Genomic DNA, 13,474 nt, shown 5'->3' with positions numbered 1-13,474 from the left:
TGTTTTTTTGAGAACCGAATTAAAGCTCTAATTTTGTTTGGTTGCAAGTTGAATCTAAAGTGTAGTCATTCGGTTTGTAGATTGTTTTCACGTTGTGATACCTCGGCTCATCTTATGTGACCTGCATATCGTGTTGGGTGATAATATTCTATTTAGCGTACAAATTTGCCCATCATAAATTGTAATTATTGTACATTTTGGATAGTTTGTTACACAAAGGATGCAATAAAACACATTTTCCGACATCTAAAAAGCCAATAATCGACAATAAAAAATTTGGATGTTGATTCAGAGAATAAGCAACATGCGTTTAGGTGCCTGCTGAGGTACGTTCAACGTTGTTGTAATAGCAATAACAATAACAATAGCAATCGCAATAATAACAGGGTATTCACCTTACTCCCCAAAGCAGTACTCATATGGTGAATATCAATGACAAGCTATAATGACATGGAGACAACAAATGGCTGGTGTATTGGGTATGATTCTTGCTGGCGGTGAAGGTTCTCGATTGAGACCTTTAACGGAATCTCGCAGTAAACCCTCGGTTCCCTTTGGCGGAAGTTATCGACTGATTGATTTCGCTCTTAACAACTTTGTAAATGCTGATTTAATGCGCATTTATGTCCTCACTCAATTTAAATCCCAATCGCTTTTCCACCACTTAAAAAAAGGTTGGAATATTAACGGTATTACTGACCGATTTATCGATCCAATTCCTGCTCAAATGCGTACTGGCAAACGATGGTACGAAGGAACGGCTGACGCCATCTATCAGAACCTTCGATTTATGCAACTCGAAGAGCCGGATCAAGTGTGCATCTTTGGTTCAGACCATATCTATAAGATGGATATTAAGCAGATGATCGATTTCCATACTGACAAAGGCGCATCACTAACGGTATCTGCTTTACGCATGCCGCTACGAGAAGCCTCTCAGTTTGGTGTGATTGAAGTGGACAGTGAAGGTCGAATGATTGGCTTTGAAGAAAAACCAGCCAACCCAAAATCGATCCCAGGCGATCCAGAGTTTGCACTGGTATCTATGGGTAACTATGTCTTCGAAGCGAACGCCCTGTTTTCTGAACTCGAGGAAGATGCGGACAACGAAGACTCATCGCACGACTTCGGTAAAGACATTATTCCTAAAATGTTCCCTCGTGGCGATGTGTTCGTTTATGACTTCAGTACCAACAAAATCACCGGTGAAAGAGAAGAAGTTTATTGGCGAGATGTCGGTACCATCGATGCGTACTGGGAAGCCCACATGGATCTGCTAGAGAAAGATGCGCCTTTTTCACTCTACAACCGTAAGTGGCCTCTGCATACTTATTATCCGCCGCTGCCACCAGCGACATTTACAGATTCGGATAATGGAAGAGTACAAATCATCGATAGCTTAGTATGTAACGGCAGCTATGTGCGTGGTTCTCGTATCGAAAAATCTGTGCTTGGTTTCCGTAGTAATATTGCATCTGCTTGCGATATCAGCGAATGTATACTCCTAGGAGACGTGAAAGTCGGTGAAGGCTGCGTTTTACGTCGTGTCATAGTGGATAAGAACGCTGATATTGCACCTGGCACACAAATTGGAGTGAATCTTCAAGAAGATAAAAAACACTTCCATGTGTCAGATGACGGTATCGTAGTCGTTCCTAAAGGAGCAAAAGTTGGCTACTAACGACTTGTCTATACTGTTCGTAGCGTCTGAAGTCGAAGGATTGATTAAAAGTGGTGGCTTGGCTGATGTAGCCAAGGCACTGCCAGAAGCGCTTCACGGTCTTCAGCAAGACGTACGTATTACTATTCCAGCGTACAAAGGTATCGAAAGGCTAGGTGATGCAGAGGTGATGTTAGAAACAAAGCTCACCTCATGGCCACACACAGAATATCGTGTACTGAGGTTGTTTTTGGGTGACGTACCTGTTTATTTAATAGACTGTGAGCCGTATTTCAATCGCCCGTCTATGTACGCGGAAAATAATCAAGCTTATCCTGATAACGGCGAGCGCTTTGCGTTTTTTAGTGCTGCTTGCTTGGATATGCTGCCAAAATTGGATTTTCGTCCAGATATTGTTCATGCCAACGATTGGCATACAGGGTTGGTCCCTTTTCTTCTCAAACATCGTTATGACGCGGATCCATTTTTCATCAATACGCACAGCGTGCTTTCAATACATAATGCGGTATTCAAAGGCGTGTTTAGCTACGATGATGTTCAATGTTTGCCTGAGTTTCATAGTCGAAATGTTCCAGACGCTGCGATTAGCGCCACACACATCACTATGCTGAAAGCGGGTGTGATGAATGCGGATAAGATCAACGCAGTAAGTCCAACATACGCTGAAGAGTTGAAAACGGAACTTGGCAGTCATGGCATGGCTTGGGAATTCCAACATCGCGCGAATGACTTGGTGGGGATTCTCAATGGTTGTGATTATAGTGCGTGGAATCCTGAAACCGATGGCTTTCTACCGCTGAATTATCAAGCGAACCACCAAAGTATGAGTGATGGCAAACTTGCTTCCAAAAGGGTATTACAGCAACGCCTTGGGTTAGAAGAGCGAGACTGTGCCATGTTCGGCATGGTATGTCGTCTGACGACGCAAAAAGGTGTTCACTATCTACTCCCGGCTTTGGAAGACTTTCTTAAGCACGATGTGCAGTTGGTTATCGTCGGTACAGGCGATCCCGTACTGGCCGCGCAATTGGACGAGGCGGCAGCGAAACATTCCGATAAGTTCGTCTTTGTCGAAGCGTATGATAATGAGCTTTCTCACTTGGTTGAAGCCGGCATTGACTTCTTCTTAATGCCGTCTGAATTTGAGCCTTGTGGACTGAACCAGATTTACAGCATGGCTTATGGGACGTTGCCAATCGTACGTGGTGTCGGTGGTCTAAAAGACAGTGTGGTTGACTATGATGTCAATCGTGCAGAAGCGACGGGTTTTGTCTTCTATGATCCTACCCCACAAGCTCTGTTACTTACGATGTTAAGAGCCTTGTTACTATATGTACAAGATCACGAAGAGATGAAACGTGTGCAGCTTTACGCGATGCAAAAAGATTTTTGTTGGCGAAAAGCCGCAGAACAATATTTGCTGCTCTATCACTCTGCGTTACATTCGTCTAGACTTACTTAGGCGTTACCCAAGCGCAATCGTAATTAAATGGTAACTAAGGCACCAAAGTTGGTGCCTTGATTATGTCGGCTCACCGGAGTGTGGTAGGATTGCCGACCGTACTTAGTAACATTACATTTCATGTTGGAATATGACTCAAGCGCTACTCTTTCATAAAACCTATTTACATCCTACCAGCAATGAGTGGGTTGTATTTGTGCACGGTGCAGGAGGCAGCTCTTCGATATGGTTTAAGCAAATTAAGGCGTATAAGCAGCACTTTAATTTGTTACTTATCGATCTAAGAGGGCATGGAAAGTCAAATAAGCTGCTTAAAGAGTTGATTACCAGCCGCTATACCTTTACTGAAGTGACGCAAGATATTTTACAGGTGTTGGACCACTTAAAGATCCAGTCGGCGCATTTTGTTGGTATGTCATTGGGCACCATCATTGTGCGCAACCTAGCAGAGCTTGCGACAGAAAGGGTCAGCTCAATGGTGTTAGGTGGTGCGGTGACTCGGTTGAATACACGCTCACAAATTCTGGTGAAGTCAGGAAACTTCTGCAAGCACATCTTACCTTATATGTGGTTATATAAGTTATTTGCTTATGTTGTGATGCCACAGAGGAATCAACGTGAATCGAGGCATCTATTTATTCGAGAAGCTAAGAAACTTTGTCAAAAAGAGTTCAAACGTTGGTTTGTATTAGCGGCGGATGTGAACCCATTAATGAAGTATTTCAAAGACAGAGAGTTGCCAATACCAACACTATACTTGATGGGGGATAGGGACTATATGTTCATTAAACCTGTTAAAGAAATGGTTGCGGCACATAAGTTAAGCGTACTTCGTGAAATTCCTAACTGTGGGCATGTTTGTAATGTTGAGCGACCGGACGATTTTAATCAACATTCCATTGAATTCATAAAGCGACAAAGCTTAATGGCTTAACTAGTAAGGTCCTAGGGTTATAGGTCCTAGGATCCTAGAGGGGGAGATACTCGAAGCTTCAGTATTCTCGTATTGGGATTGGTGTGTTGTATTTTAGGGAATACAGAATACAGAATACAGAATACAGAATAGCGTCACGATTGAGCTCGCTGGCATGACGTTGACAAGCTGAATGCATGGGATAAATTTCAGTAATCAGTAATCAGTAATCAGTAATCAGTAATCAGTAATCAGTAATCAGTAATCAGTAATCAGTAATCAGTAATCAGTAATCTTTTTCTAGGGCCTAGAACCTAGGACCCTAGAACCCTAATACCTAGTCCCTTCCATCAATGTGATACCCACACCGCCAACAAGCACCGAATTGCCCTTCATTGTTCTCTAAGCAATGAGGGCATTGCCAATCCGGAAATACGTTTGGTTGCGTTTGCTTTTCATAGCCTTCAATAATTATCGCTGCCTGGCGGTGTTGCTCTGGATTCAACAACCAAACATAAGGATCCGTGTCTTCCCCAAAGGGCAATTCACCCTTTAACCCAAAGATCCCCTCTCCACGTACCTCACAACATACCTGCTCTGCTTTTAGCAACTCGCAGACAATATGGGCTTCAGCTGGATTCTTAGCGATAAATATCTTCATTAAGTATTATTTCTCTTGCTTTGAATGTTGGGCATGAACCTCATCATTACCCACTTAATGATGATAGGAAACAACCCAAGTAAAGCCAAAGAGGCTAATATGGAGGGCGACGCGGCATCGGAGAGGCTTTCAATGCTAGCTAATTGGGTACCTGCATTTAGGTATACGGCGGTTCCAGGTAGCATACCTATTTGGCTTATCAGGTAGAATCGGCCGACTGACATCGGCGTTAGCCCCATTAAAAGGTTGATTAAGAAAAAAGGAAATACCGGGATCAAACGCAGCGACAACAGATAGAACGAACCGTCTTTTTTGACACCATTGTTAATGGCCTCGAGTTTTTTGCCGAATTTATTTTGTACCCACTCTTGCAACAAATAGCGGCTACTTAGAAACGCCACTGTCGCTCCAATCGTACTGGCAAAAGAGACTAGCAACAAACTTGACCAAAACCCAAAAAGTGCTGCACCGAGTAAGGTGACCACCGCGGCGCCAGGAATCGATAAAGCAGTAACGACAATATAGGTGAAGAAGTACACCGCCGCTGCCAAGATGAAGTTTTTATCAATATAAGCGTTTAAATCGGCTTGCTGGGCTTTGGCATTTTCTAAGGTCAAATAGGGGCTAAAGTATGTCGCTAAGATTACGATGACAGTAACAAGGATTAACCCGACGATCTTTTTTTTTATCCATTATGCAGTTCCACTTAGATATCACAAAATGTATAGACAGGTTAAGAGAGGAAAAAATTTCAAAAAAAACCGCAGATAAAACTGCGGTTTGATGATACTTGAAAACGGATGTTACTGAAGTTGGCTTTTTAGTTCATCCCGACGAGTTTGCGGAACCACGCTCCAGTGAGTACCATTAATCGCGCCTTCTAAAGCCCAGAGTAGTTCGATACTTACAGAGGTGCTGTGCGTATCTTGGATTGCTTTGTATGCGTTTAATGCGCCTTCTTCTTCGAGCTGTTCTACGGATTCAATTCCGGCTTTTTTCAACATTCGCTCTGTTGCTAACCGAAGGTTAGGTAAGTCTTTTAACCGCGTTGGTTTTGTATTGGCTTGCTCGACTTTTTCCAACTTTGCGCATTTAAGAGATTGTTGTGCAACGTCCAATAAACGTTCACGAGATTCCCATAAATCACTAGAAATAGCATAGTATTTAGTAACAACGGGAAAGCCGCGCTTTTTATACACGTACGGTTTTAGTCCTTGTTTCTCGAACTGAGAACAGGACTGCTGGTCTGCTCGTATATGAAGCTGATTGTTCACTACTAGAGCAAACATAGTCTCATCTGCGAACAGCCCGAAGCCGCCAAACATTGAGCGCGATTTGATCGTGCCAAGTGCCTCAAACAGCTTCATTGAGTCTTTGAGTATTGGTTTATCCATGATGTCTTATCTCGGTGTAATTCATATTACGCCACCAAAAATCAGGTCCGAGAGATTAGCAAATGCATGTAGTAACAATGTCATTAAAGGGTAAACTCATTATATGCATATTTGCCATCGGCAACCCCGCTACCTTCCACTAAAAAATAGGGTTCAGGCCGGAAGCTTTGCGTCCCATTCTTTCAAATGGTTTGCCCTGTGCGTGACATTTTCAGAATACTGTGGATATTGAATCAATATCACATTTCAGCTCATAAAGTGTGATGTTCGTTCAGTAAATAATGCGTAACTATGCATTGTGATTCTTATTATCTGATGTGGTCAATTAACACAGCAAGAGAACGCTTTTATTGCATTAAGTGACAATAAAACAAAGAGTTATTTTGTGAGGTTTTGTGAAAAGTTAGATGGGGGTTTAATAAATGTTATTTTTAAGAAAAAAATAAGCACCTTGCGCAGGTGCTTATTTGTTAGACTATTTTACTCAGTTGAGTTTTTTAACCGTATTGCGGATGACCAGCTCAGGCTGCATTTCAAAAATTCGCTTCTCATGCTCTTTATCTTTAATTCGCTCAAGCAGAATTTCGAACGCATTTTTACCAACACGGCGCTTAGGCTGGTGAATGGTTGTAAGTGGTGGTGAGAAATACTCTGCCAGCTCAATATTGTCATAGCCCACAACAGAAATATCATCTGGCACTGAAATGCCATTTTGTTGTAATCGGCTCATTAAACCAAGTGCCATTGTATCGTTGAAGCAAAAGACCGCTGTTGGACGCTTTTTCATAGCGGTGATCTGATCGGCAACCAATACGGCAGTGTCACATTCAAAGTTACCTTCTAGAATCCAATCCTCGTTTACAGGGAGATCAGCTTCAGCCATAGCACGACGGAAACCTAGAATACGTTCCTTACAAGCCAGTTTTTCAAAGTGACCACTTAAGCACGCAATATCAGTATGACCATTATCGATTAGGTACTTAGTTGCTATGTAACCACCTTCCTCTGAGTTATCCATGATTTTATCTGCTTGAGAGCTCTCTGGCCCCCAATCCATGACCACCTTTGGAATATCAGCATGACGGTCAAGCATCTCTTTTAGCTCTTCGGTTAAATCGGAGCACATAACCAAGATGCCATCAACACGCTTTTCTGCCAACATACGAATATAGTCACGTTGTTTTTCGTATATGCCACCTGTGTTACATAGAATCAGAGTATAACCTTGTCGGTAACAGTAACTCTCAACACCATCAATGACTTCAGAGAAGAATAAGTTGGTTGACTGAGTCACCAACATACCGATGGTTCTGGTTGAATTACATTTTAAGCTACGAGCTACCGCACTAGGGGCATAATTTAACTCATCAACCGCTTTCATGACTTTTTCTTGAGTTGCTTCTGCAACAAAGCGCGTTTTATTGATAACGTGCGAAACTGTAGTGGTTGAAACGCCGGCTAAGCGAGCGACGTCTTTTATAGTGGCCATAAATAGTGTCCTGTATCGAGCTACTATGATTATACCTTAGTGGAGAAAACCGGCTGTGCGAAAGTGCTTGCATTCACTTTATTGCATGTAATAAATACGCACCACGAGCGAGTAGATCGCGTTGACTACTATTGGTTATTCTATTATTGGTAAAGGCTTTTAGTAGCGGAGTTCAATGATCCTTGTCTGTTTTCATTTACGGAAAGTCATTGAACCAAAAAACACAAAAACCGCTGAAATGAGCGGTTTGCATGTAAATAATATATGTAATCGTTTGCGCTCACATTTTATCCCGATGTCACCAGTCAGGCAATGCTTTGGACAACAGTTTAGTGTATTTGAAGTCACAATTTTGCAGAGAACAACGATTAGCTATAATTATTCCCCAATCAGATAACCACTGTCCAGTTTACAAAATGCAATGAGCAACTGAGTCACACTGGAATAAAAGCCGAACTCATCAAGCTGGTAGCACTTTTTACCGAATTGGGGTAGCCATGTCATCAACTGGTTTTGAATAAAGTCATTTTGTTTTAGGAAAGCTTCTTCCATGTGCTTTTCTTGTTCAAACTCGTTGGAACGAATGATCATATTGCCTAAAAAGTCGAGCTCTACGGCCAAGTGATCTGCGGGTTCATTTAAGTTAGCATCCACCTGTACGCCAAATTCTGCCATTAATCTTTCCATCTCTTCTGCTGGTTTATCATTAAGTAATCCAGAGCTACCGATGTACATAGAAGCGTAGGGAAGTGCACCGTGCTTGTGTGTTTTCAAAAACAGCTCACAGAAATCTGCGGCTAGCTCCAACTGAGCATCGTGACGCACTTGCAACCGATTCAGAGCATCAGTCAATGTATCGACTGCGGGCTTCAGGGCTGGGTTCTCGCCCAAACCAGATAGAAAGCCTCTTATCTCCACGCTGTGATACGCCTCTAGTTCTTTCTCTGTCAACTCTTTGGCAAACAGACTGGAAAACCACCAGTAAATTTCAGCGCGTTTTTCGTTGAAAGCCTTAAGTTCTTGCATTATTTGGCTCCTGCTAATGCACTCTCTTGAGCATCATAAATTCGTTTGAGGTTATGGGTATAAGTGTAATCAATTAAAATGAATAGCAGTAACTATGTTTGTGACGATTTATGCTGAAATATATGCAGTTGTTAATAGGTGTTCGTTAGATTGTTTTGAATCAAGAAAAACGTTAAATCTTGCTTTTTTGGCGAACAATGACTAGAAATGTTAATGATTATGAATAGAATACGATCCGGTAAATCACAAAAGAAAGTGGTGTAAATGAGCTATCACGTATTAGTCGTAGAAGATGATGTCGTAACCCGCAGTAAACTAGTGGGTTACTTTCAACATGAAGGCTACACCGTCAGCGAAGCAGAGAGTGGCGCACAAATGCGTGAAGTGCTTCAATCAAATGATGGTGTCGATCTTATTATGTTGGATATCAACTTACCGGGAGAAGATGGATTAATGTTGACCCGGGAGTTACGCAGTCAATCAGATATTGGCATTATATTAGTAACAGGACGCACGGATAGCATAGATAAAATCGTTGGCCTAGAAATGGGGGCTGACGATTACGTAACAAAGCCTTTTGAATTAAGAGAGTTATTAGTTCGAGTCAAAAACCTGCTGTGGCGGATTTCAACGGCTCGACAAGGATCGAACAAGACGGCAAACGCGAAAGACGAACAGCATATCGTTCGTTTTGGGGAGTGGACGTTTGATATTCAGCGTCGAGCTTTAAGTCGCAATGATGAGCCCGTTAAACTGACCAAAGCCGAGTATGAGTTGTTGGTAGCGTTGTCTTCTTACCCAAATCAAGTGTTGAGTCGAGAGCGTATATTAAACATGATCAGCCATCGTGTTGATGCGCCAAACGACCGCACCATCGATGTACTTATTCGACGCATGCGCGCAAAAATGGAGTTTGATCCTAAGAACCCACAAATTTTTGTTACGGTTCATGGTGAGGGGTATATGTTCGCAGGCGACTAGTTTTTGCGTTCCATTTCGTTCAAACCAAAATCTAGACAAATCTAATAAAATAAAAAAGGAGAGCAACGTTGCTCTCCTTTTTTATTTTTTACGGTTTTAACCATGCTTTAATTGGTGGTTGATGGCTCTGGATCGACCATCGGAGTTTGTCCAACGGTATCACGCAGTCGTTGCCATATACTGCCTAAAAACTCATGCCAAAATATTTCGGTTTGCTCTAAATAACGGGCTTTTGGAGCGTATTTATCCCATGCTTGATTAATTTCATCTGTCGCTAAGAAGTTGGTTGGCGCAGGGAAGGGTTTAATGCCTGCTGCGTTGAACTCATATAAAGCGCGGCTCATATGGCTTGCTGATGTGACCAACACAATGCCTTTTTGCTGTACAAATGCTGCTGCTTGTCTTGCTTCTTCCCAGGTGTCTTTCGCATCCTCTAATAAAATAATGTCCGATTTTGCGACACCAAGTGCTAGTGCGACGTTGGCCATCATACGTGCGTGGCTGACTTCTGAACCACCCGCATAACCAGACAAAATAAGCTTGGCACCTGGGTACATGCGCAAAATACGTATGCCCTCGGTAAGGCGCATCAATGCTGCTCGACTTAATTGGGAGGTCGGTGGAATCTCGTCATCGACCACATGGCCATTACCTAAAACCATGACGTAATCAACGGAGTCGGATACGGGTAAAAACGCTTTGTGTTGACGTTCTAATGGCATTAGTAGGCTAGTTGAAACGGGTTGAAACGCAACCAAGAAGAGACCAACAAAAGAGAATAAAACAACGAAACAACCCGTTTTACGTTTACGGGTAAAACTAATGAGAGCAAGTCCGAATAAACCTATCAATAGCAGTGCCGGTAGGGGCATCAGCAAGGCGGACATTACTTTTTTCAGCTCAAACATACATAAATAGTCCGAAAAAACATCAATTGATAATAAAAATGAGGATATCCCTCTTTATTCCTGCTTTCCTTGTGCCAGAATAGCGGCACAATCCGTTATGATAACTCAGCAGAAGTGACAGAAGACCGCAATTTCGACGATATCGCCCACAAATTTGCAAAAAATATATACGGCTCCGACAAAGGAGAGATCCGTCAAATCATTGTGTGGGAAGATTTTCTAACGATTCTAAGTGAATTAGGCGCAGACCAGCAACCCCTAAGCGTACTTGACGCTGGTGGAGGATTGGCCCAATTGTCGCAAAAGCTTGCTAAGCTCGGACATCAAGTCGCGTTATGTGATCTATCTTCGGAAATGCTGCAACTAGCCAAACAGGAGATTGAAAAAAACGGTTTGCTTGAGCAGTATCGATTGATTCATTCACCGGTTCAGTCCATTAACGAACATATGGAAAAGCCGGTGGATCTTGTTATGTTCCACGCGGTGATGGAGTGGTTGGTTGAACCAAAAACTGCACTGGATAAAGTGTTGGAACAAGTTAAACCCGGGGGCATTGCATCGGTGATGTTCTATAACCATCATGGTTTAGTCTACAAAAACGTGGTTTGTGGCAACATTCCTCACATTTTAGACGGCATGCCTCACCGAAAAAGATTTAAACTACAACCACAAAAAGGCTTGAAGCCAGAAGACGTCTATCAGTGGATTGAAGACGCGGGTTTTCGTATTTGTGGCAAGTCTGGTATTCGATCCTTTAGTGATTACATAGGAAATATGCAATACATGGGAGACTACCAGTTTGAAGATGTGTTGGCGCTAGAAAAACAACTTTGTCGACAAGAGCCATACCTCTCATTGGGCCGCTACATTCATGTGTGGGCCAAGAAGAATGATAAACAGGAATAACAATGAGTGAGATGACTCTCGATGCTGCAGAGCAACCAATAGACGAACTGGTTGGCTGGGTTAAGCAGCAAGATTTCTCGTTGAACCTGACCACAGAACGCTTGGCGTTTTTGATCGCCATTGCGGTATTGAGTAATGAAAGGTTTGACGAAGAATTGGGTGAAGGTGAATTGCATGATGCGTTCGCCATCGTCACTCGGCTTTTTGATGATACGGGCGAAGCTTCCGCGTTTCGGGCTAACAATGCCATCAACGAGATGGTTAAGCAGCGCCTTATCAGCCGTTTTGTCAGTGAAATTACCGATGGTGCGAGCATCTATCGCTTGTCGCCTCTTGCGATGGGCATTACCGATTACTACGTTCGCCACCGTGAGTTCTCTAAATTGCGTCTTTCCATTCAGTTGTCAATGGTGGCAGATGAAATGGAAAAAGCGATTGAGGCCGCACAAAAAGGTGGTACACCGGGCCACTGGAAGAAAAACGTGTACGGAGTGCTCAAGTATTCTGTAGGCGAAATTTTCGATCAAATTGATCTTAACCAACGTGTCATGGACGAACAACAACAGTCAGTGAAGCAACAGATTGCTGAACTGTTGAACAAAGACTGGCGTGAAGCGATCAATAACTGTGAAGCTTTACTGTCGGAAACGTCCAGTACGTTAAGAGAGCTTCAAGATACGCTGCAAGCGGCCAGTGATGAGCTTCAAACGCAAATCTTAGATATTCAAGAGCTTGTTTATGGTGAGCCGGAATTGGAATTCATCGAAGAAGCACTGTTTGGTTTGCAAATGAAGCTTGACCGAATCACCAGTTGGGGGCAGCAAGCCATCGATCTCTGGATTGGCTACGATAGGCACGTACACAAGTTTATTCGTACCGCCATTGATATGGATAAAAACCGTGCTTTCAGCTCGCGTTTACGTCAGTCCGTAAAAGAATACTTTGATATGCCTTGGTATCTGACCTATGCAGATGCTGAGCGATTATCTGACCTTCGTGATGAGGCATTGGTGCTCCGTGATGACGAAGTGACCGGCCAAGTTCCGATGGAAGTGGAATATGAAGAGTTTCAACAAGTCAATGATGAGTTGTCTGAGCGTATTGGTTCCATGCTAAAAGCGCACAAAGAACAAGGCACCGCTATCGACTTAAGCGTGGTGTTGCGAGACTACCTTGCACAACACCCACATACTCATCACTTTGATTTAGCTCGAATCATCGTTGACCAAGCGGTTCGACTCGGATATTCAGAGTCGGATTATCAAGCCATTCAACCAGACTGGAAAGCAATCAACGAATTCGGCGCAAAGGTACAAGCGAATGTCATCGACCGATACTAATGAATACATGTCAGACAAACTGGCAAAAGCAATTTCTAATCCTCTGTTCCCAGCACTAGACAGCATGCTACGAGCAGGGCGTCACATCTCAAGCGAAGATCTCGACAATCATGCGTTGTTGTCGGACTTTGAAGTTGAGCTTTCTTCTTTTTATCAACGTTACAACACCGAGTTGGTCAAAGCGCCTGAAGGTTTCTTTTATCTTCGTCCTCGCTCGACGTCTTTAATTGGCTGCAGTGTTCTGTCTGAACTGGACATGTTGGTGGGCAAGGTACTGTGTTTTCTGTATCTGAGTCCAGAGCGCTTAGCGCACGAAGGTATTTTTACCAATCAAGAGCTTTATGAAGAGTTGTTGGCTCTCGCTGACGAGAAAAAACTCATGAAGTTAGTCACCAACCGAGCAACCGGTTCTGACCTTGATAAAGAAAAACTGTTCGAGAAAGTCCGCACCTCTCTGCGCCGTTTACGCCGATTGGGAATGGTGATCAATATTGGTGAAACCGGCAAATTTAGTATCAGTGAAGCGGTATTTCGTTTTGGTGCTGACGTTCGTGTAGGCGATGACATGCGTGAAGCGCAGTTGCGTCTAATCCGCGATGGCGAAGCCGTCGTTCACACCAAAGAACCAAGCCAAGGTAGCCTGCTATCTGAAGAAGACCAAGATCAAGAAGAAAAAGGGCACGAAGACATGATAGAAGAGGGTGAAGCATGAG

At 43.1% G+C, this 13,474-nt stretch carries 13 protein-coding genes and 1 riboswitch; of the genes, 7 read left to right on the top strand and 6 right to left on the bottom strand.

Features of this window, described 5'->3' with window-relative positions:
* The first annotated feature begins 463 nt into the window (after window positions 1-463).
* The 3 genes from glgC to SU60_RS06870 all read left to right on the top strand — a co-directional run bounded on the left by glgC (window position 464) and on the right by SU60_RS06870 (window position 4,077).
* On the top strand, window positions 464-1,681 hold the full coding sequence (gene glgC, locus SU60_RS06880; RefSeq protein WP_041154866.1) for a glucose-1-phosphate adenylyltransferase: 1,218 nt from the start codon (window positions 464-466) through the stop codon (window positions 1,679-1,681).
* Window positions 1,671-3,143, top strand: a complete 1,473-nt coding sequence (gene glgA / locus SU60_RS06875; protein ID WP_041154865.1) for a glycogen synthase GlgA — start codon at window positions 1,671-1,673, stop codon at window positions 3,141-3,143. The genes glgC and glgA overlap by 11 nt, the downstream gene beginning before the upstream one ends.
* 130 nt (window positions 3,144-3,273) lie before the next feature.
* Window positions 3,274-4,077, top strand: a complete 804-nt coding sequence (locus SU60_RS06870; protein WP_041154864.1) for an alpha/beta fold hydrolase — start codon at window positions 3,274-3,276, stop codon at window positions 4,075-4,077.
* A 316-nt stretch (window positions 4,078-4,393) separates the two neighbouring features.
* Here the strand turns inward: SU60_RS06870 and SU60_RS06865 are convergent, their stop codons facing one another.
* The 5 genes from SU60_RS06865 to torD form a co-directional block, all read right to left on the bottom strand.
* Window positions 4,394-4,717 (bottom strand): putative signal transducing protein, encoded by a 324-nt coding sequence (locus SU60_RS06865; protein ID WP_041154863.1) that lies wholly within the window; start codon window positions 4,715-4,717, stop codon window positions 4,394-4,396.
* Window positions 4,717-5,406, bottom strand: a complete 690-nt coding sequence (locus SU60_RS06860; protein ID WP_041154862.1) for a TVP38/TMEM64 family protein — start codon at window positions 5,404-5,406, stop codon at window positions 4,717-4,719. Before SU60_RS06860 ends, SU60_RS06865 begins: the two co-directional genes overlap by 1 nt.
* Window positions 5,407-5,520: 114 nt before the next feature.
* Window positions 5,521-6,111: a TfoX/Sxy family DNA transformation protein gene (locus tag SU60_RS06855; RefSeq protein WP_041154861.1), complete on the bottom strand. Its 591-nt coding sequence runs from the start codon at window positions 6,109-6,111 to the stop codon at window positions 5,521-5,523.
* A 116-nt stretch (window positions 6,112-6,227) separates the two neighbouring features.
* Window positions 6,228-6,317, bottom strand: a riboswitch (cyclic di-GMP riboswitch).
* Between the two features lie 278 nt (window positions 6,318-6,595).
* The gene (purR, locus tag SU60_RS06850) at window positions 6,596-7,600 is read right to left on the bottom strand and encodes an HTH-type transcriptional repressor PurR (RefSeq protein WP_041154860.1); all 1,005 of its coding nucleotides are present in this window, start codon (window positions 7,598-7,600) and stop codon (window positions 6,596-6,598) included.
* Window positions 7,601-7,978: 378 nt separating this feature from the next.
* Window positions 7,979-8,626 (bottom strand): molecular chaperone TorD, encoded by a 648-nt coding sequence (torD, locus tag SU60_RS06845; protein WP_041154859.1) that lies wholly within the window; start codon window positions 8,624-8,626, stop codon window positions 7,979-7,981.
* Window positions 8,627-8,890: 264 nt separating this feature from the next.
* Between torD and torR the strand changes: the two genes are divergently transcribed.
* The gene (torR, locus tag SU60_RS06840) at window positions 8,891-9,607 is read left to right on the top strand and encodes a two-component system response regulator TorR (RefSeq protein WP_041154858.1); all 717 of its coding nucleotides are present in this window, start codon (window positions 8,891-8,893) and stop codon (window positions 9,605-9,607) included.
* Window positions 9,608-9,714: 107 nt separating this feature from the next.
* Here the strand turns inward: torR and elyC are convergent, their stop codons facing one another.
* Entirely contained in the window at window positions 9,715-10,515 is an 801-nt protein-coding gene (gene elyC / locus SU60_RS06835; protein WP_041154857.1) for an envelope biogenesis factor ElyC, read from the bottom strand.
* Window positions 10,516-10,629: 114 nt separating this feature from the next.
* On the opposite strand from elyC, the gene cmoM reads away from it, so the two are divergent.
* Genes cmoM through mukE form a run of 3 tightly spaced genes read left to right on the top strand, consistent with a single transcriptional unit; the run spans window position 10,630 to window position 13,473 of the window.
* Entirely contained in the window at window positions 10,630-11,421 is a 792-nt protein-coding gene (gene cmoM / locus SU60_RS06830) for a tRNA uridine 5-oxyacetic acid(34) methyltransferase CmoM (RefSeq protein WP_041154934.1), read from the top strand.
* Between the two features lie 2 nt (window positions 11,422-11,423).
* The gene (gene mukF / locus SU60_RS06825) at window positions 11,424-12,761 is read left to right on the top strand and encodes a chromosome partition protein MukF (RefSeq protein ID WP_041154856.1); all 1,338 of its coding nucleotides are present in this window, start codon (window positions 11,424-11,426) and stop codon (window positions 12,759-12,761) included.
* A complete protein-coding gene (gene mukE / locus SU60_RS06820; RefSeq protein ID WP_041154855.1) occupies window positions 12,742-13,473 on the top strand; it encodes a chromosome partition protein MukE in 732 nt (243 codons plus the stop codon). The genes mukF and mukE overlap by 20 nt, the downstream gene beginning before the upstream one ends.
* Window position 13,474: the final 1 nt, after the last annotated feature.

It is taken from the genome of Vibrio mytili (assembly GCF_000830505.1).
GTDB classification, from domain to species: domain Bacteria; phylum Pseudomonadota; class Gammaproteobacteria; order Enterobacterales; family Vibrionaceae; genus Vibrio; species Vibrio mytili.
This window is presented reverse-complemented; position numbering and strand designations above follow the sequence as displayed.

Coding starts and splice junctions, on each gene's coding strand:
- glgC (WP_041154866.1), top strand. CDS start 464: ATGGCTGGTGTATTGGGTATGATTCTTGCTGGCGGTGAAGGTTCTCGA.
- SU60_RS06870 (WP_041154864.1), top strand. CDS start 3,274: ATGACTCAAGCGCTACTCTTTCATAAAACCTATTTACATCCTACCAGC.
- SU60_RS06865 (WP_041154863.1), bottom strand. CDS start 4,717: ATGAAGATATTTATCGCTAAGAATCCAGCTGAAGCCCATATTGTCTGC.
- SU60_RS06855 (WP_041154861.1), bottom strand. CDS start 6,111: ATGGATAAACCAATACTCAAAGACTCAATGAAGCTGTTTGAGGCACTT.
- purR (WP_041154860.1), bottom strand. CDS start 7,600: ATGGCCACTATAAAAGACGTCGCTCGCTTAGCCGGCGTTTCAACCACT.
- torD (WP_041154859.1), bottom strand. CDS start 8,626: ATGCAAGAACTTAAGGCTTTCAACGAAAAACGCGCTGAAATTTACTGG.
- torR (WP_041154858.1), top strand. CDS start 8,891: ATGAGCTATCACGTATTAGTCGTAGAAGATGATGTCGTAACCCGCAGT.
- elyC (WP_041154857.1), bottom strand. CDS start 10,515: ATGTTTGAGCTGAAAAAAGTAATGTCCGCCTTGCTGATGCCCCTACCG.
- mukF (WP_041154856.1), top strand. CDS start 11,424: ATGAGTGAGATGACTCTCGATGCTGCAGAGCAACCAATAGACGAACTG.
- mukE (WP_041154855.1), top strand. CDS start 12,742: ATGTCATCGACCGATACTAATGAATACATGTCAGACAAACTGGCAAAA.